At 57.4% G+C, this 19,519-nt stretch carries 14 protein-coding genes and 1 tRNA gene; 11 read left to right on the top strand and 4 right to left on the bottom strand.

Annotated features, from left to right (window positions below; translation table 11 throughout):
* Positions 1-175: 175 nt before the first annotated feature.
* Positions 176-2,329, top strand: coding sequence for a DEAD/DEAH box helicase (locus HMPREF2847_RS08050; RefSeq protein WP_070852070.1), 2,154 nt, complete (start codon positions 176-178; stop codon positions 2,327-2,329).
* Positions 2,330-2,490: 161 nt separating this feature from the next.
* On the opposite strand, the gene HMPREF2847_RS08045 is transcribed toward HMPREF2847_RS08050, so the two are convergent.
* From HMPREF2847_RS08045 to putP, 3 genes are all read right to left on the bottom strand, one after another.
* Positions 2,491-2,991 (bottom strand): DUF2269 domain-containing protein, encoded by a 501-nt coding sequence (locus tag HMPREF2847_RS08045; RefSeq protein WP_070852069.1) that lies wholly within the window; start codon positions 2,989-2,991, stop codon positions 2,491-2,493.
* A gap of 107 nt (positions 2,992-3,098) precedes the next feature.
* A complete protein-coding gene (locus HMPREF2847_RS08040; RefSeq protein WP_246821989.1) occupies positions 3,099-3,704 on the bottom strand; it encodes an HNH endonuclease family protein in 606 nt (201 codons plus the stop codon).
* 130 nt (positions 3,705-3,834) lie between these two features.
* Positions 3,835-5,358 (bottom strand): sodium/proline symporter PutP, encoded by a 1,524-nt coding sequence (gene putP / locus HMPREF2847_RS08035; protein WP_070852067.1) that lies wholly within the window; start codon positions 5,356-5,358, stop codon positions 3,835-3,837.
* A gap of 578 nt (positions 5,359-5,936) precedes the next feature.
* Between putP and HMPREF2847_RS08030 the strand changes: the two genes are divergently transcribed.
* From HMPREF2847_RS08030 to HMPREF2847_RS07985, 10 genes are all read left to right on the top strand, one after another.
* A complete protein-coding gene (locus HMPREF2847_RS08030) occupies positions 5,937-9,176 on the top strand; it encodes a DEAD/DEAH box helicase (protein WP_070852066.1) in 3,240 nt (1,079 codons plus the stop codon).
* On the top strand, positions 9,176-10,234 hold the full coding sequence (locus HMPREF2847_RS08025) for a hypothetical protein (protein ID WP_070852065.1): 1,059 nt from the start codon (positions 9,176-9,178) through the stop codon (positions 10,232-10,234). Before HMPREF2847_RS08030 ends, HMPREF2847_RS08025 begins: the two co-directional genes overlap by 1 nt.
* 2 nt (positions 10,235-10,236) lie before the next feature.
* Positions 10,237-11,412 (top strand): metallophosphoesterase family protein, encoded by a 1,176-nt coding sequence (locus HMPREF2847_RS08020; RefSeq protein ID WP_048732806.1) that lies wholly within the window; start codon positions 10,237-10,239, stop codon positions 11,410-11,412.
* A 3-nt stretch (positions 11,413-11,415) separates the two neighbouring features.
* On the top strand, positions 11,416-14,073 hold the full coding sequence (locus tag HMPREF2847_RS08015) for an ATP-binding protein (RefSeq protein ID WP_070852064.1): 2,658 nt from the start codon (positions 11,416-11,418) through the stop codon (positions 14,071-14,073).
* A gap of 14 nt (positions 14,074-14,087) precedes the next feature.
* Entirely contained in the window at positions 14,088-14,579 is a 492-nt protein-coding gene (locus tag HMPREF2847_RS08010; protein ID WP_070852063.1) for a MarR family winged helix-turn-helix transcriptional regulator, read from the top strand.
* 70 nt (positions 14,580-14,649) lie between these two features.
* A complete protein-coding gene (locus HMPREF2847_RS08005) occupies positions 14,650-15,102 on the top strand; it encodes a MarR family winged helix-turn-helix transcriptional regulator (RefSeq protein WP_048732801.1) in 453 nt (150 codons plus the stop codon).
* A gap of 169 nt (positions 15,103-15,271) precedes the next feature.
* Entirely contained in the window at positions 15,272-16,474 is a 1,203-nt protein-coding gene (locus tag HMPREF2847_RS08000; protein WP_070852062.1) for an ABC transporter substrate-binding protein, read from the top strand.
* Positions 16,475-16,504: 30 nt separating this feature from the next.
* On the top strand, positions 16,505-17,680 hold the full coding sequence (locus tag HMPREF2847_RS07995; protein WP_070852061.1) for a FecCD family ABC transporter permease: 1,176 nt from the start codon (positions 16,505-16,507) through the stop codon (positions 17,678-17,680).
* Positions 17,680-18,471 carry an ABC transporter ATP-binding protein gene (locus tag HMPREF2847_RS07990; RefSeq protein WP_070852060.1) on the top strand — a complete coding sequence of 264 codons (792 nt, stop codon included), beginning with the start codon at positions 17,680-17,682 and terminating at the stop codon, positions 18,469-18,471. The genes HMPREF2847_RS07995 and HMPREF2847_RS07990 overlap by 1 nt, the downstream gene beginning before the upstream one ends.
* Positions 18,472-18,565: 94 nt before the next feature.
* Positions 18,566-18,638: transfer RNA gene (locus tag HMPREF2847_RS07985), tRNA-Arg, on the top strand.
* A gap of 149 nt (positions 18,639-18,787) precedes the next feature.
* Here the strand turns inward: HMPREF2847_RS07985 and HMPREF2847_RS07980 are convergent.
* Positions 18,788-19,519, bottom strand: a complete 732-nt coding sequence (locus HMPREF2847_RS07980; RefSeq protein ID WP_070852059.1) for a LutC/YkgG family protein — start codon at positions 19,517-19,519, stop codon at positions 18,788-18,790.

Below are 19,519 nucleotides of genomic sequence, written 5' to 3'. Positions count from 1 at the left end.
TTGGGCGCAATTTTTCGAAGTATGTGCAAGAGAAGCGATGTCATCGCAATTCCGACGTGAGAGCACTGAAAAACAAGAACGTAAATTGGGCGGGTCATGTATGTGCGACCCAACTGTGAGTAATCAACTGTTGAATATTGAGTGTGCGGGCGAAAAGGCCCAGGAAGAGCCCCAAATGGCTAATAATGAAATGAATGGCAGCGTCGAGGAGAATCGCGAGGATCAGCGCGAAAACCAGCGCGAGGACGCAATTGTGAAGGCCGAGGATGTAGTGGCCGAGGAAGCGCCAGTGGCCGAAGAGAAGGCCGCTGAGGAAAAGACCGAGAAGGTAGAAAAGACTGCCGAGGCCGAGAAGAAGGCCGAAAAGAAGAAAGACAGCAACGGCGAAGAAACCGTCGGCTTCGATGAGCTTGAGCTGCCGGATGACATTGTCAATGCAGTTCGCAAGGTTGGGTTTGAGACTCCGTCCCCAATTCAGGCTGCAACTATCCCGACTTTGATGAGCGGCCGCGACGTTGTCGGCCTGGCTCAGACTGGTACCGGTAAGACCGCGGCGTTCGCGCTGCCGATTCTGGCTCGCATTGACCGTTCCGTCCGCGCACCGCAGGCGCTGGTGCTCGCTCCGACCCGTGAGCTGGCACTGCAGGTTGCGGATTCCTTCCAGTCGTTTGCTGATCACCTGGGCAAGATTCAGGTCCTGCCAATCTACGGTGGTCAGTCCTACGGAGTGCAGCTGTCGGGTCTGCGTCGAGGTGCGCAGATTATCGTCGGCACGCCGGGTCGTGTCATCGACCACCTGGAAAAGGGCTCGTTGGACATCTCGGACCTGCGCTTCCTGGTACTGGACGAGGCCGATGAGATGCTGCAGATGGGCTTCCAGGAGGATGTCGAGCGCATTCTTGCCGACACTCCGGATGACAAGCAGGTCGCACTGTTCTCGGCTACCATGCCGGCTTCGATTCGTCGCCTGTCCAAGCAGTACCTGACGGAGCCGGAAGAGATCACCGTCAAGTCCCAGACTCGCACTGCGGACAATATTCGCCAGCGCTTCCTGATGGTCAGCCACCGCAACAAGCTGGACGCGCTGACCCGCATCCTCGAGGTCGAGGAATTTGAAGCGATGATCATGTTCGTGCGTACCAAGCACGAGACCGAGGAGCTCGCCGAGAAGCTGCGTGCCCGCGGATTCTCCGCTGCTGCCATCAACGGCGACATCCCGCAGACTCTGCGTGAGCGCACGATTGATCAGCTCAAGGACGGTCGCCTGGACATCCTGGTGGCAACCGATGTTGCTGCTCGTGGCCTGGACGTTGACCGCATTTCCCATGTGGTCAACTACGACATTCCGCACGACACCGAGTCCTACGTCCACCGCATCGGTCGTACCGGCCGCGCTGGCCGCTCCGGCGAGGCACTGCTCTTTGTCACTCCGCGTGAGGGCCGCCTGCTGCGCTCGATTGAGCGTGCAACCAAGTCGCAGCTGCACGAGATGAAGCTGCCGACCGTCGATGAGGTCAACGACTCTCGCAAGCAGAAGTTCGCTGATGACTTGACTGAGGCGCTTGCTGATTCGCAGGTTCCAGTCTTCCGCGAGCTCATCGAGGAGTACGCAGAAGAGCACGACACCCCGCTGGTTGATATCGCCGCTGCTATCGCTGCGCAGGCACAGTCGGGCGACTTCCTGATGAAGGAGCCACCGCGTGGCCGTCGTAACAATCGTGACCGTGATCGTTTCGACCGCGACCGCAACCGTGGCCGCGATGGCCGCTCCCGTGGTGAGCGCGGTCAGGGCAAGCGTGCTGACCTGGTCGAATTCGAACGCGAGGGCACCGCAACCTACCGCATCAGCGTCGGTCGTCGCCAGCACGTCCGCCCGGGTGCCATTGTGGGCGCCATTGCCAACGAGGGTGGCCTGTCCTCCAAGGACTTCGGACACATCGACATCCGTGGCGACCACACTCTGGTCGAGCTGCCGGCTAACCTGCCGCAAGAAGTCATCAACAACCTCTCCGATACCCGCATTTCCGGCCAGCTCATTGGGCTGAAGCTTGACGACGGCACCTCGGTCGACGACAGCGATGACTACCGCGGTGGCCGTGGCGGCTACCGTGGCAATCGTCGTGATGGCGGCCGCGGTCGCGGAGGATACCGTGGTGGTCGTGGCCGCGATGACCGTCGTGGTGGCTACCGTGGAAACTTCGATGACGGTGACGGTTTCGGCGGTCGTGGTCGCGGTCGCGATGACCGTCGTGGTGGCGGACGCGGTCGCGGTGGCTACCGTGGTGACCGGGATGACCGCCGTGGTGGTTACCGAGGCGGACGCCGCTAGACCTGTTAGGCAGGCGAGCAGGGGTCGTCGTCAGGCGACCACCGTCCGTGGCGCTGACCTAGAAAATAAAAAACTGCCGGTGCGCATGTACTTCCCAGCCCTAAAAGTCGGGCCGAAACGTACAGGCGCACCGGCAATTTTATTGTGTCTGAGCGTGTGCTCTAGATGAAGAACATCAGGATGCCGGCGACAACCCACAGCAGGGAGAAGATGCCGGAGAACATGGCCAGCTGGCCCTTCTGCTTGTCCCAGTCGAGCTCGTCAGCCTTCTTGCGACGTTCGATGAACTCCGGATCGTCAACATCCTCGTCTTCGTCAGCGATGCCGAGTCCGGCCATCATCAGACGCTGACGCGGAATGATCAGGAAGAACAGCAGTGCCCAGGCGATGATCGCCAGCAGGATTGCGGCGTGCATTGCCCCGGACTTCATGTAGTTCGACAAATTGGTGAACATGACACCGAAGCCGAGCAGCGGCACGAGCAGCGACCACATGCCGTAGGTGCGCGAAATGGCGTGCATGGTGCGCGCGGCGCCGACCGTCCCAGCCTCTCCGCCACGGGCTGCAAGCGCGAGCTTCGGGAACATCGAAATTGCGACAGTCACCGGTCCAAGCAGCAGAATTGCCGCCAGGACGTGAACCATAGAAACTACGTTTTGCACGTATTACCTTTCCACGACTGAATGTAGGCCTCGCGTTCAAGCGAGGAGTGGCCTGGAATTTCTTAATTAAGACCAGTCCTTAACTTAACGTGCTCGAACCTTTTTCTCTATTTCGTGCCTTTCCCCGCGGGAATCCCACACGCAGCTGCCAGCGCCGTCCAGTCTGCCGAAGATACGGGCAGGTCCCATTTAATAGCCACCGCTAAGTAACGCTGCGAGTAGTCACACGCCTTCGCATCTTCGGGAAGCCATTCCGCCGGGCTGGCATCTCCTTTATCCCTGTTGAGCGCACTTCGGGTGGGCACGAGGTTGGCCTCGATATCGTTGCCAAATTGCCGACGCCGCTCGGCATCCCAGGCGTAGGCTCCGAAATCCCACGCCGCTGCCAACGGATAAATGTGGTCAATATCGACCTCATGTGCACCCACCGGGTCACCCGTGTAAGGGTCGGGGATTTGGCGCAGGGAGCCGTCGTCAAGCGAACATACAGAGCCCCCGAACCACGTCGCCAACACTTTATGGCGTGTATTGCAATCGGCAGAACCTGCCCAGACGTCGAAGCGCTCGCGCTTGTACCCGGTGACGGTGGGGCGGTCGGCGACGACGCGCACAGTGCGCAGTTGCTTGACGACGGCTTCCGCGTCCGACCCAGCGGGGGAGGAGGTGACGAGAACTCGCGTAAGCGCAAAGGACGAGACAAAGGCGGCGGTCAAAACGGCCAGGATGGCAAATAAAAAAAGGCGCATACCTAGTTGGGCGCGAAAAATACTTTTTCGGTTCCCTTGTAGGTATGCGCTGGGGCTAGCCTGCGGGGCTAGCGGAGGCCAAGCCTAGATCGAAGCGTTAGACCAGAGCCTGCTTTGCTGCGTGGTCGAACTCTTCCTTGATCTTCTCGTTCGGCTCCTTGGTAGCCAGCGTGACGATGATCATCACGACAGTTGCAGCGGCGAAGCCCGGGACGATCTCGTAGAGAGTGTCGCTGAGCGAGCTCATGCCCCATGCGAAGGAGACAACCGCGCCGGTGATCATGCCGGCTGCAGCACCTGGCGTGTTCAGGCGCGACCAGTAGAGGGCGGCCAGCAGCACCGGGCCGAATGCCGAGCCGAAGCCAGCCCATGCGAAGCCAACCAGATCCAGAATGGAGCTGTTCGGGTTAGCAGCGATGATCGCAGCGATGATGGCGATCAGCGCGACGGCGACGCGGGAGAGCGTCATGTAGGTCTTCGGACGCAGAGACTTGTTGACCGTTGCCTTGAACAGATCCTCAATCAACGCGGAGGAAGACACCAGCAGCTGCGAGGAAATCGTGGACATGATTGCAGCCAGAACCGCAGTCAGAATCAGGCCTGCAATCAGTGGGTGGAACAGGATGCGGGTCATGTCCAGGAAGATGGTCTCGTAGGAAGAGGCATCAGTGACAGAAGCATCTGGGTTCGTAGCGAAGAAAACAGTTGCGGTCAGAGCCACGAGGACCGAGCCGAGCATGCAGAGTGCCTGCCAGCCAACGCCCCAGCGGCGGCCCTCGGTTGCGTCCTTTGCGCTACGCAGAGCCATGAAGCGAACGATAATGTGCGGCTGGCCGAAGTAGCCCAGACCCCAGCCGAGCAGACCGATAATCGTAATTAGCGGAATGCCAGCGAACGGATCGAAGAAGGTCTCAACCGGCTGTCCCTCGCTGCCCGGGTAGGGGTTGTTAGCAGCAAAGCTGAAGATGTCCGAGGCGGAGTTGCCGTTGTTGATTAGGTAGATAATGCCAACGGTCGGAACCGTCAGGAGTGCGATGAACATGATGATGCCCTGGACCGTGTCCGTGTAAGACACAGCCAGGAAGCCACCGAACAGGGTGTATGCGACAGTGATAGCCGCAACCAACAGCATGCCGACGAGGTAGTTGCCACCGAACGTCGACTCCCAGTAACGGCCACCTGCCACCATGCCCGAGGAGACGTAGAAGGTGAAGAACAGCAAAATAATCAGGCCTGCGGCAACGCGCAGCACCTTCGACGTATCGTGCAGACGATTCTCCAGGAACGACGGCACGGTAATCGAGTTACGAGCAATCTTGGTGTAACTACGCAGGCGCGGTGCGGTGAACTTCCAGTTCAGCCATGCGCCTGCGACCAGGCCGATCGCAATCCACGTTTGGTTGAGACCCGAAAGGTAAATCGCGCCGGGCAGACCCATCAGCAGCCAGCCGGACATGTCCGATGCACCCGCTGACAGTGCCGCGACGAACGGGTGTAGGCCGCGGCCGCCAATCATGTATTCGTCATACTCTGCAGTCTTTTTCCATCCGGTCCAACCGATGTAGACCATCAACAGCAGATAAATGACTAGTGCGATGATGAACCATGTGTGTTGGTCCACAGGGCAACTCCTCATTATTTATTAGTCGTACAGTCGGACTCGCGCACTACCTAGCGCGTCAAAAAGCATTTTCGGCGCATAACTCAATTTCGCTTAATCAAGTCTGCTTGACGACGTTCACAGCGCTGCGGCAGCATCGAGCCCAAAAGTGGCCGACGTCCACGGTGGAACCTGCGGTTCGCGATCCAACACAGCTTCAGCTTCCGGACTATCTTCGACAGTCAGCGGAGCCTACTGGCACATGCGAACCATGGCAGAAATACTGCACGAGTCACACATTTTTAATTCTTGTGGCCTATACGACGTTTTCATGTGATGCGCTGCATTGCAAAATAAGAAGCGTTGAAAAAAGTTTTAAAAATCGGTTAAGTGCGACAAATTACCTGGGAAAAGGGGTATTTGGGTAGAGGGGGAGTAATTTTTGCAAGATATATAATTCGAACATGCGTGCTAATATTGTGGTGTGGTGGAAAAGCTGATCCGGGGTGCGTGGCAGAATCTTCATTGAACAAATATCTGGGGGCGAAGTCGCCAGGTGATTAGACGGTGATGACTGAGCAAGCAGTGGGGAGGAAGTAATGGACCAAGTTGCTAAGTCGGCGGTGCCGTTGCTGCTGCACGCGGTCTGGAAGGATGATTCGGGTCTTCACCTATGGGTGGAGCGGCCAGAGGGGCGCCGGATTATTGCGGACGTGGATTTGCTGGAAGTCCCGGCGCATCAGCGTCGGCTTTTTGCAGTGCTGGACCAGGGGAGTCGAGCGCAACTGACGCTAAAACTGCGCACACCGAAGGGGCGGGCAGTAGAGAAAGCGGTACCCACATGGGTGTTCCCGCCATGGGCTGCGGTGTCAGCACTGGTGCAATTGAAGGAGGAAGTTTCCTCGGCGGCGATGGCGCCGGATCTTCGGTTCTTTGTGGATGTTGTACAGGGATTGGATGCTTTCACACGCTCTGGGCGGGCATTGGTGGCGCTGACATGGGAAGACAATGAGTGGTGGCCGACGTGGCGGATGTCGGAGGGGCTGAGTGAGATTGCTTGGCAGAGTCAGGTCATTTCCCGTACACCACCGGTATTGATTGATAATGGAGGTGCCACAGTGGCTGAGGATTTCATCAATCGGATGTTTCATTGGGTCACCAACGCGCTCCTGGCCGATTTGGATGAACCGGCAGAACAGCGCCAGAGTTTCGTGCGGTCGTTGTTGCAGTCTCAGTCCCTGGGGCGTGCGACGCCGGGGGTGGCGCAGTCACTGGCAAAGTGGAGGCTGTCCGCCGATGGTGAGGATGTTCGTCTGCAGCTAATGGTGCAGGAACCTGTTGGTTTTGAAGGCCAGCTGGAAGACTTGCCGGATGTGGATCTTCCGCAGCTGTTGGAGTTGCGGGATCGAGCGGATGAAGAAAGCGGCTCAGTAACTCGCTTCAATCCTCGTTCAGCTGCGGTGGAACATGAGACTCTATGGCCATTGCGGATGTACTACCGCATCGGTGTCGCAGCTCCGGAGCGCCTGAATCCAGAAATGTGTCGCCGGTCCGTGCTGTCGCTGCTTCGCCCGCAGCTATTGGCAGCACAAGAGGCATTCCCAACGCTCAAATACGCGAAAGCAGCGGGCCACCCGGGATTGGATCTGCTGCTGACCTCAGAGCAGCTGATAGAGCTTATGACTGATGGCATCTCGCAGCTGGCAAAGGTCGATATCGATGTGATGCTGCCGCCGAACTGGAAGTCAGTGGAGACCACCCTACAGTTGCACACTGAAGTCGTCCAGTTAGATCCGACGGGGCCTGCTGGGCGCCGTTCGGAACCGAAACTCGGATTTGACCAACTGGTTGATTACGAGTGGAAGCTGGCCGTGGGGGATGCCGTACTGACGGAAGCGGAAATGCGTGAACTCGCTGCATCGAGTACGGGGCTAGTGCATCTGCGAGACCATTGGGTGCACGCGAACCCAGAGGTAGCTAGGGAAGCCCTGAAGTTTTTGGTGGAGCAGACTAAGGCCGGGGAGGAAACCGGTAAGGGGCAAGCCACCCTGAAAGAGCTGGTCTTCGATGGTGGTTTGGAGTCGCAAGCTCCAGCAGCAGTGCCAGTCGCCCCCAGAGATCCCTCTTGGCTCAAGGCGTTGGTGTCGAAGTACTCAGACGGTTCCACGGCCCTCGCAGAGTCGGTCGAGGTGCCACCGAGTTTTGTCGGTGAGCTGCGGGAGTATCAACAGCGCGGTGTGGAGTGGCTGGCGGATATGTCCAACCGTGGCTTTGGTGTCATTCTCGCTGATGACATGGGGCTCGGTAAGACTGTGCAAATTCTGGCGCTGTTGGAGTATGAGCGCTGCCGTCGTCAAGCGGATGCGACGGGGCAAGAGCACAAGACTTCGCTTCTGGTCGTTCCGACAGGTGTGCTGCGCAATTGGGCAGCAGAAGCGGCTAAATTCACTCCAGAGCTCAAGGTTGGACTGCTGCATGGTTCAAACCGGCCTCATGGTGAAGAACTACAGGAATTTATCGGAAAACACGATGTTGTTGTGACGACCTATGGTGTTGCTACCCGCGATGTGAACGAACTCGCCCAAGTGCAGTGGGATCATGTGATTGCTGACGAAGCACAGGCAATCAAGAACCCCAACGCACAGGTATCCAGAGCGCTGCGGAGCCTGGGCTCGCGACACAACATCGCCATGACTGGTACTCCGGTGGAAAATGACTTGGGCGAACTACGCACCATCATGGATTTTTGTAATCCAGGCATGCTGGGCTCGGCGAATGCATTTCGCAACAAGTTTGCGATTCCCATCGAGCGTGACGGGAATGCGGAAATGCTGCTGCAATTGCAGTCGATTACAGCGCCTTTTATCCTGCGCCGACTCAAGTCGGATCCAGCTATTGCGCCGGACCTGCCCAAGAAGAATGAGCAGGTGGAGATGGTTCCTCTCACGACGGAGCAGGCTTTCTTGTATCAGGAGGCCGTGAGGGATATCGAGGACAAGCTCAAGCGCTCGAAGCGGAATCGTTCTGGCAACTTCGGGCGAAAGAGCATCATCCTCGGCGGCATCATGAAGTTGAAGCAGATTTGCAACCACCCAGCGCACTACCAGCACGACGGCTCGGGGCTGCTTAATCATGGGCAGCATCGCTCGGGCAAGGTCGCACGGTTGGAAGAGCTCGTCGATGAGATTGTGCAAAACGGTGAACGCGCGCTTGTATTCACGCAGTTCGTGGAGTTCGGTAAGATGCTTGCCCCTCATTTCAGCAAGCGCTTGGGCGTGGACATTCCGTTTATTCAAGGGGCAATGACTCCGGCACAGCGCGAGAAAGTAGTGGCAGAGTTTAATGCCCCGGACGGTCCGCCAATCATTTTGCTGTCGACTCTCGCAGCGGGTGTCGGCATCAACCTGGTTGCCGCCAACCACGTCATTCACATTGACAGGTGGTGGAATCCAGCGGTTGAAAACCAGGCCACGGACCGTTCCTACCGCATCGGTCAGCGTAAAGACGTACATGTGCACAAGCTGGTCAGTGTTGGAACGCTTGAAGAACGCATCGACGAGCTGATTTTTGAAAAAGCAGAATTGGCGGATGCAGTTGTGCGCGCTGGTGAAACCAAGCTGACGGAGATGGATTTTCACCGTTTGCGGTCACTGTGGCAATTGGACAAGGACAAGATTCAGTCACTGCGTGAATCGATGGACGCAGCGGAGTCAAAGTCCGGTGGGGCGGTGACCGGTGGGGTGAACCCGGAGGCTACGGCATTGGATTCCGCAACCTCGGATGACGATTCGATTCCCAACAATGTGACACCGTTTAGGGTCCAGAAGAGGTGGTATTAATGGCCGGTGACGGAGACGTGACATGGGGCGACAATGTCATCTTTGCCGAGTTTGGCAAGGGCCCCTCTGGAAAGCGCGGTCGTAAAAGGACTACGGCGCGAAGCGCACCAGCAACCAGCTCGACGATTGAAAAGCTCCTGGCCACCCAGGACTGGGCTGGTGCATTTACCGGGCAGCAGCGACGTGGAACCTCAGCGCGTGTGGCGGTCGAGCCACGTACTACTTTTGCCCGGTGGGTGTGGGAGTTTATCATCCGTGGCGCCGATTCGGGTCGTGTTCACAGAGGCGAGAAGTACAGGTTCGACGGCAATGTGCTCGGGCTTCGAATCGCGGATGGTTACATCATCGGGGAAGTGCAGGGCAGCCAGCCGGAACCATTCTCAGTCTTTATTCGGTTCCCACGGCGGGAGCAGAAACAAACTGAAGACGTACTGCGGTGGTTGGTGAACAATCCGTCGGCCTTCACAGAGTTTGAGCACGGCGAGTTGCCGTATGAGCAGATGGAAATGCTGTTGTGCGATGGTGAAGAGCATATTTATAGCGAATGCACCTGCCCGGACCCGGCACCTGTGTGTAAGCACACCGTTGCAGTCGCCGCTCAACTTGTCGCTGATATCGACCGTGATCCGCTGTCGCTAATGCAGCTGCGCGATTATCCACAGCGCGAATTGCAACGCCGGCTTCAGGAACTAACACAGCTGCGAAACCGGACTGCGCCAAAGCGCCTCGGGCTTGGCGGCGCGGTTCGGGAGGATCCCACTAAAACCGCCCAGAAGTCGGATGACGCTGGTGGAAATGATGGCGGTGACAACGAGCAGAAAAAGGTTGCCGAGCTTTTCGCGGTCGAAGCCGACTACTGGGGCAATGATTTGGAACGAGTCAGTGTTCCTTCGCTCGAGGTTATTGACCCACTAACAGTTACCGACCGTAGTTTGCTGCATGAAGCATTGCAGCCAACCTGCGTAATTTCGAGAGAGACCATTCGTGCAGTCGCCGATTTGGAAGATTGTTGGCAACATCTGCAGGAATCGCTGAGCCTGGGACAAAAGGAGCACTAGTCATGAAATTCATTCACACCTCAGATTGGCAACTGGGAATGACTCGGTGGTTCCTAGAGCTCGATGGCGGTGAAGCCCAAGCTAGGTTTCACGAAAGTCGCCTCAACGCCATCGACCGCATCGGTGAGTTGGCGACCAGCGAGGGCGCTGAGTTCATCGTCGTCGCTGGAGACGTGTTCGATTCCAACACATTGCCGGACAAGGTGTTCCTGCGGGCTCTTGAGCGAATCGCCAAGCTACCCGTGCCGGTGTATCTCCTGCCCGGCAATCATGATGCGCTTGATGCTTCTTCCATTTATCGACGTAGTGCTTTCGAATCTTTGGAAGACCGAGGAGTTTACGTAATTCGCGACAGCGAGCCCATTTCCATCCGTGGCGGGGTGGAACTCATCGGTGTGCCAGTACACGGCAAGTATTCAGCAGACGACATCGTGGCGGAAATAGCCACGGAGCTTGAGCCGGCCGATGGAATCCGAGTGATGGTCGCACACGGCCAAGTAGAAGGCTTTGGTGCTGATGCGGGAGCCACCATTGATTTGACCAGCTTGGAACAGGCTATTGACCGTGGGGCGTTGCACTATGTGGCGCTGGGGGATTCCCACTCCACGAGCCAACTTGACCATGCTGGCAGAGTTTATTTCTCCGGCGCACACGAAACCACAGCGTATGACGACAAAGAACGGGATTCCGGCAATGCGCTAGTCGTCGACATCGCAGAGGACGACCCCGAAAAAGGCTCAGTCACCGTGGCCTCCCACCGAGTGGGGCAGTGGGCTTTTCATGCCATCGACATGGATATCACTGGCGCGGAAGACCTCGATGAGTTCTTTGCTGAACTGGACGGTATCGAGGCGAAGACAGACACAGCGGTGAAGTATTCATTGCGAGGAACCGTGACACTGTCAGAGTCGACTACCTTTGAAAACCGACTTGAGCAGTACCAACAGCTTTTCGCTGCACTTTATCGCCGGGAAAGTGGCTCCGATTTAACGGTGGTTCCGTCCGAGGGAGATATCTCTAATCTCAATCTCACCGGTTATCCGCTCATAGCTGCAGAAAAACTAACGGTCTTGAGTAAAGGGCGAACCGAGAGCGGTAGCCCCCTATCAGAATCTGAAACCACCGCAGCAGCTGATGCGCTTCGCTTGCTGGCCCGCCTAGCCGGAGAGAAGGAATAAATCATGCGTTTTCACGACATCGAATTACACAATGTACGTGCGATTGATTCACTCTCAATCACAGGGCTCGCCGAGCGTGGCGTGGTAGTGATTTCCGGTGAAAACGAGTCGGGTAAGACGACAATCGCCAAAGCTATTCACGTTGCACTGACGACAAAATGGAAGTCCAAGTCAAGCGAAGCGCTTAGTCTGAACAGTCACTCCAGCCAGGAAAAGCCGCAGGTTAAGCTCCGGCTGGAGCTTGACGGCTACGAATTTACGCTGGACAAGATCTTTGGTGGCACCAAGGACACCGGCACAATCGTCACCGTCCACTCTCCGACAGCCGAGGTTTTCAAAGATGACCAGGCGGAGGAGTGGCTGGCCGCCCGAATGCACAATGCAGATACCAAGAACCTGTGGAAGGTTTTCGTTGCTGAACAGGGGCAAGCACAAAAGACTCTCTCCTTGGGCGGTTATGCACAGGTCACTAGCGCACTGCAGTCGGCATCGGGGCAGCGCGCGGAAACCGCAGAAGAGGTAGGCCTTTTTGAAGCCGTTGAAGCCGAATACGGCAACTATTTCCAAAAAAATGGCAAAGAGCGCAAGCAGCTTACCGACGTAGACAAGGAGCTGGCGGAAGCCCAGCAGGTGCGCGACGAAGCGGCGAAAAAGGTCCGGGAATTCGAAGCGCTCAATGAGGAAGCTGCTCGTAATGAAGAAAGCCAGCAAACGCAGCGGGCATCGTTGCCAGAAGCCCAAAACGAAGTCGAGCACTGGGGCCAGGCGCTAGAAGAACTCGAAAAGTTCAGGGTTGCCGTGTCCCAGGCACAGGAGGTCTCTGCAGCGGCGAAGCAGCAGCTGGACTTAGCTAAACAGGCTCAGCAAGAGCGCGAAGCTTTCATTCAGCAGGCACAAGAAGCCAAGGATCAGCATTCTGCCGCAGAGAAGAAAGTTGCTGAATTTAAGGAAGCGTTCGATAAGGAGGTCGCAGCTTTAAAGAAGGCGCAGGAAGATCGCGATGCGGTTGTAAACACGTACCGCGAAGCTCGAAAGGCAGAAGAACTGGCCGCAGCTGAAGTTGCATTGGGAGAGAAGCGCGGCTTGGTTGAAGCCCTGTCGAAGCGAGTGGAAAAACTCGATGCGCTCCGCGCGCAATTGGCAGAGCACAACGAGGTAATTACTCGGAATTCCGTTACCGAGGAGGTAATGGAAAAACTGTTGACCTGCGAACGCGAAGTTGCAACAGCCACCGCTGTGCTGGAGGCGTCGAGCCCGAGTGTGCAGCTCTCGGCTAGTAGCGCACAGGAGGTCACGGTCGACGGCGAGAAAGTGGGGCTAGCTCCGGAGGCTGAGACAGTTCAACGTGCGGTTACTAAGCCGTTGGCCATCGAAGTCGGCGACGTCACGGTTGCTATACAGCCCGGAGACGGCTCAGATTCGCAGCAGCGCAAGCTAGAAAAAGCAGAGACATCGCTCAAAGAACAGCTTGAGGCGGCAGGCGCTGATTCTGTCGCGGAAGCACAAAAGGCACACACACGACGTCGTGAAGCGGAAAAAGCAAAATTCCAGGTGGAGACATCCATAACTGCGGTGTCCGACGGTGTGGAGTATCACCAGCTCACAGCAGGGTTGGACGATGCGAAGGAAGAAGCACGAGTACACGGCGAGCGGTATCGGGAACTTGCGGGCGAGGAAGCGCCGACGGAGATTGACTTGGTATCGGCAAAGTCCCGGCTGGAAGAAGCTGCAGTGGGGCGTAGGGATGCCGAGTCGGAGCGCGACAGTGCTGATATGCGCTTGTCGAAGCTGGAGAAGCGTCCTGCACACGCCAACTATACGAAGGCCAGCAGCGAGCTTGAAGGGGCTTGGTCCGTCCTGAAGGTCCGCGAAGATTCGCTCACGGCGACGCGAGAAAAAGCCTCGGATGCCGAGATCTTTGCTGCGGTGGAAAACCGAGGCAAGGACTATGAGGCGGCAGAAGAGCAACTGGCTGCGGCTCAGAAGGAACTGGCGCAGCGGGATGCCGACGACGTGGAAGCATCGCTCGCGGGCGCTAAGCAGCGACGGGATGCAGTTGAGAATCGCCTGGCTGAGCTGGAAAAGCGTCGGCAAGAGATTCGGGTACACTTGGACTATTTCGACAGTGCGAATGAGAAGCTGGCAGCTGCTGAGGGAGTAGTGGAGCGAACACAGCGAGATCGGAATTCAATGCGTCGACGTGCAGCTGCCGCCAAGACTCTCATGGAGGTAATGACACAGGCACGCGCGGCATCGCGGAATGCGTTGGCTGACCCCTTGCTCCGCAAGCTCGAAGAGTACGGTGGCGGTGTGTTCGGTGCGGGAACTCAGTTCACGATGAATGAGGACTTGCGGATTGAGTCACGGTCCAATGCCGATGGCAAGTTCGATGTCGATGAGCTATCTGGTGGAGCGCAGGAGCAGCTGGACATTCTGCTGCGCTTGGCCGTTGCCGGTGTCATGGAGGGCGGGCAAGGCGCTCCGGTGATTATTGATGATGCGTTAGGTTATTCAGACGAACACCGTTTGCGGCGGATGAATAATGCTCTTGCCAAAGCGGGGCGCGATATGCAGGTATTAGTCCTGACGTGCGATGAAGCCCGGTTTGATCGTGTGACGGGAGCGGAGTTTATGAAAATTCAGGATTTGGTTTCAAGATAGTAGGCTCTGTACATATGCAAGATGTTCCGTGGTTAAGTGATGAAGAGCAGCGGTTATGGCGCTCAATTCTGAACGCTAAACGGGCCGTTGACAGGTCAATCGACCTTCAGCTGCAAGATTCTCTCGATATTTCCACTGCAGATTTTTCGGTTCTGGTTGTTCTCTCCGAGGCTGAAGACAATGTAGTGCGCATGCGCACCCTGTGTGAATCCCTGGAATGGGACCGCAGCCGAATGTCGCACCAAATTACTCGTATGGAGCGACGCGGGCTAGTAACTAAGGAACGCTGCGCCTGCGATAACCGTGGTATCGATGTCACGCTTACTGAACACGGTCGAACTGTGATTGAGAAGGCGGCGCCGAACCATGTGAAGCTTGTGCGCTATGTTTTGTTTGATGTGCTCGGTGAAAATATCGACTATCAGGGGATTTCCGCTGTGCTCGATAAGATTGCAGAGACCGCCAATGCTACGGTCACCGATTCAGTCGACGGACAAGCAGAGTAGCCAGAAGTTTTTTGTGAGTGTTTTCTCATTTGTCTCCGCTACGAGGCTCTCACCATTAGCCTAGAGCAGTATGAACTCATTTGAATGGCTGAGTGATGATGAACAGCTCTTTTGGCAGTCGATGGTAGCTGCTTTTCGCGAGGTAGAGCGCAATATCGAGCGAAGCCTACGCACTCGAACCGGGCTGACGTTCGCGGACTTTACCCTGCTCATCGCTCTGCATGAGGTAGAGGATGGGATTCTGCATGTTGACAAGATTTGTGATCGACTGAAGTGGAACCATCCCCGCGCGCTGCTGCATACCAACAGGTTGGAAAAGCGCGGATTTATTCATACCGAAGACCACGGCGAAGACCCGGACTCGGATTATGTCGTAGTCTTAACAGGCGTTGGTCGGCACGTGTTTGCCGAGGCGGCGCCGGATTATGTAGACACTGTTCGCCAGGAAGTTATTTCACCGCTTGCTGATGAAGACCGCGAAGTGATGCTGAGGTGCTTCCAGTCGGTTCTCGAAAGGAAGTAAGACTTCCACGCCCTGCTAGTAAAACAACCACTAGCAGGGCGCTTTTTTCTCTACGTTTCAAGTTGTAAGGTAAGGCGTGCCTAAAGCAAAGGGGTGAGTGTTCACTTCTCTTTGTGCACCCTAAGTACCAAAAACTACGCAGAAATAAACAAGGCAGAAACAAGAACGCATGAGAGTCAATATTTTCGCCAAGGCTAAAACCGCGCCAAAGACCAAAACTCTGGCCGCAATCGGGTGTGCAGCGCTGAGCTTCGTCGCTACAGCATGCGGTGCGGACGCAGAGTCGAACGAGGCTGCCGACAACAAAGGAGAACTCACTGTCACTGATGTCGCAGGTCGCACTGTGACCTTCGACAGGCAGCCAGAACGGGTCGTGCTCGGTGAAGGCCGCGCCATGTTTGTCACCGCGATGCTTGACCAAGAAAACCCGGGTGACCACGTTGTCGCCATGGGCAGCGATTTGCATTCGGGCGCGCCGTCGTTTGAAACCAAGCTTTTCGAGACGAACCCCGAGCTAAAAGACATGCCGACCATCGGCAATATCGCCAAGGGCGATGTCACAGTTGAAAACCTCATCTCCCACGACCCAGACGTGGTCGTCATGACCCTTGACCACAAGAAGGCCGCGGAGCAGTCCGGTTTCCTCACCAAGCTCGATCAGGCAGGTCTGAAGTACGTATTCACCGACTTCCGGCAAAAGCCCCTGGAGAATACCGCCAAGTCCGTCGAGCTCCTCGGCCAGATCGTCGATGAGCAGGACAATGCCAAGAAGTTCACCGACTTCTACACTAAGCGCGTCAACGAGATCACCGAACGTGCCGCCAAGCTCGAAGACAAGCCAAAGACCTTCGTCTGGCGAGCAGCCGGTCTCAAGGATTGCTGCTCGACCGTCAACAAGTCCAACCTCGGTGACCTTGTCACAGCAGCCGGCGGTGAGAACCTCGGAGACAGCCTCCTCGACACCGAATCGGGCGACGTGACCGCAGAGAAGGTCCTGTCCGTCCAGCCGGAGAAGATCATCGCCACCGGTGGTTCTTGGGCGCTCGACCCGAAGAAGCCGGAAGTGCTGCCACACGTCGAACTCGGCTACACCGCCACCCCAGAGACCGCACAGCGCACTCTGGAAGGCCTGCTGAAGACGCCGGGCTTTGACACCCTGACCGCGCCGAAGAAGGGCGATCTGTACGCCGCCTTCCACCAGTTCTACGACTCGCCGTACAACGTCTTCGCCCTCGAGCAATTCGCCAAGTGGATTCACCCAGAGGAGTTCGCTGACCTCGACCCGGTCGCTGATTTCGCCGAGTTCCACAAGGACTACTTGCCCTTCGAACTCAGCGGCACCTTCTTCACCGCGCTGGAGTCGACCAAGTAGCCCATCTTCCACCATCGAAGAAGGAATCCGATGACTTACACCAATCTGCACGCTCCTGCGTCAGGGCTTGACGACGAACCCCGCGAGTCCACCTCCACCAACGGCAGTGGAGGTCAAGAGTCGCAGCCCGCCACCGAACAGCACGAGTGTCCGTCGTCAAGCGCGACCTACGACTCTGCGCGACAGTACCGACGACGCTCGGCACGGAAGATCGCCATCATTGCGGTGCTGGTGGGTCTGGCCGTGTGTGCGTTTGTGGTGGCGACGATTGTAGGGCCGATGGCACTGAGCGTGGGAGACGTCGTCCGTGGCATCGTGAGCCCGAATGATGTGGACGAAACCACTCGTACGGTGCTGTGGAAGCTGCGTCTGCCCGCATCGGTGATGGCAGTGCTGATTGGTGCAGCGCTGTCGCTTGCCGGTGCACAGATGCAGACAATCCTCGATAACCCTCTGGCGGAGCCGTTTACGCTCGGTATCTCGGCTGCAGCGGCGTTCGGTGGGGCGGCATCGATTGTGCTGGGCTGGGTGATTATTCCGCATGCGCAGTTCAACCTGGCGGCCGTGGCCTGGGTATCATCCGTCGTCGCTGTGGCGATCGTGGCGGCGGCGTCGGTATGGCGCGGCTCGGGTAAGGAATCGATGATTCTGCTCGGCATTGGTCTGGTGTTTCTATTCCAAGCGCTGTTGGCGCTGTTGCAATACCGCGCGACTACCGAGGCGCTCCAGCAAATTGTGTTCTGGACGATGGGCTCGCTACAGCGCGCGAACTGGGTGGCCAACGGCATCATTGCGGCGGCGCTGCTAATCGCTATTCCGTTCACCATCCGCTATGCGTGGGCGCTGACGGTGTTGCGGCTTGGCGATGCCCGAGCAAAAGCCGTGGGCATCAATGTGGATAGGCTGCGCATTGCGACGCTGATTGTAGCCTCGCTGCTGGCAGCAACCGCAGTGGCTTTCGCCGGCATCATCGGCTTCATCGGACTGGTCGGCCCACACATTGCACGCATGCTCGTCGGTGAAGAACAGCGCTTCTTTGCCCCGGCATCGATGGCGGCAGGCGCGGCGCTGCTTGCGGCAGCTCATGCGGTATCCATCACGGTGGTGCCGGGTGTGGCAGTGCCGATTGGCATCATTACCGCAATCGTCGGTGTCCCATTCTTTGTCGGCTTGGTTTTTCTGCGTAAGAGGACGGTGTGGAACTAATGGGCGTATTTCTCGATGTCAATGACGTAGTTGCAGGCTATGGCAAGCGAAAGGTGCTGCGCGGGGCGTCAATACGCACGCTGAAGCCAGGTACGGTGACGGGTTTGCTCGGGCCAAACGCTGCGGGCAAGTCCACACTGATGACCACGCTGGCGGGGATTCGAAAGCCAATGGCCGGGGAGATTGTGCTGACCCGTGACAATGAGCGGGTCGTCGGCTCCGAACTGCGCGATGTCGTCGGCTACGTGCCGCAGGATCTGCCGGCTAGCGCCTCGCTGACCGCATTCGAATCGGTACTGGTCTCTGGGCGGCGCGCCGGGCGACTGCGCGTGCGCGGCTCCGAGATTGAGCACACGGCAGCGGCTCTCCGAAAGGTCGGCATTGAGCACCTCGCCGACCGCTTCGTCGGCGAGCTCTCCGGCGGTCAGCGGCAGCTCGTCGCGGTCGCGCAGATGTTTGTTCGCGATCCCGAGGTCATGCTTCTCGACGAACCCACCTCCGCCCTCGACCTGCGTCACCAAGTGGAACTCCTAAAGCTCGTCCGCGCGGAGGTCGCCTCACGGAGCTCCTTGGCACTCGTCGCAATCCACGATCTGAATCTCGCCGCCCGCTACTGCGATGAGCTTGTCATGCTTCACGACGGCCACGTGGTTGCCCAGGGGAGTCCTGTTGACGTTCTCACTTCGGACCTTTTGGCCCGCGTCTATGGAATTCGAGCCCGCGTACTCGATGACGAGGGCGTGCCCGTGGTGTGTCCTATTGAGGAAGAGCAGGTTTCTGAAGCCGCGTAGTGGAGATTTGGCTGGGGCGCGGGGGCATTTCGCTAATCGCCCCAGCCAAGTGGTAACATCGTTTCTCGTTGCACTTGTTGTACTTGTGCCACACGCCCCCGTAGCTCAGTGGATAGAGCGCCGGTTTCCGGTACCGAAGGTCGGAGGTTCGACTCCTCTCGGGGGCACGTTCTATCCCTCAAGTGATTAGGTTTTTCCTGGTTGCTTGAGGGATTTTTGTTTTAGCGGCCACCTAGCGGAAACGTTTAGTTACCGTTCTTCCAGCGGAACAGCCTGGCGGAGGAATTCGAGTCGCCCATGACAATTCACCTTGGTGCTACTGGCCAGCAATAATCACAATCAGCGTGCGTGGCCCATGGACACCTTCGACTCGGGCAAGCTCGATGTCCGAGGTTGCAGAAGGTCCCGAAATCATGGTGATGGGAGCGGTGGGATCACTCTCGCGTAGACGGGAAATTGCCTCCGGGATGCCGTAGACAACTGTGGAAGCCGGCACAACGCAGATGTGAATATCCGGCACCAAGGTCAGCGCGCGGCGGCCAGAAGTGGCCGAACCGTCCAGAAAAATGGTGCCGGTCTCGGCGCAGGTAACAGCAGAGCTGGTGACAATCGCGTCGAGCTCGTCCAGCTCTTCGGCGGTGAAACCTGTATCGACGCGAATCTCGGTGGTGGCCTTACCCCCACCAGACTCCAACCCCGCAACCCACTCGCGGTCTAGGCCTTCGGGAATACCAATCAATGAAGCCCCGACATCAGCAATTGCCTTCTTCACAGCTTCATTGATTTCAGTTGCCGAGCTCCCACAGCGGCGCACATCGGCTTTGTAATCGGCGATGCGTTCGTCGGCAAGCGAAATGGTCTCCTTGGCCGTCAGGTCGGAGGAGCGTTCGTAATCGCGGGGGATGTTGAAATGTGTACCGGGCTCGCCGGTGACGATGCCTGCGTCAGAGGCCAAGTCACGGCCTTCGAAGGCGATCTTCTGAGCATTGCGGATACGCTCGAGGATTTCGCTTTTGGCAATGTTCGCGGATGCTGAGGAATGGGACAT

This window comes from Corynebacterium sp. HMSC074C03 (assembly GCF_001838285.1).
Classification (GTDB): Bacteria; Actinomycetota; Actinomycetes; order Mycobacteriales; family Mycobacteriaceae; genus Corynebacterium; species Corynebacterium amycolatum.
Note: the sequence above shows the minus strand (reverse complement) of the source record. Positions and strands in the feature narration are given on the sequence as shown.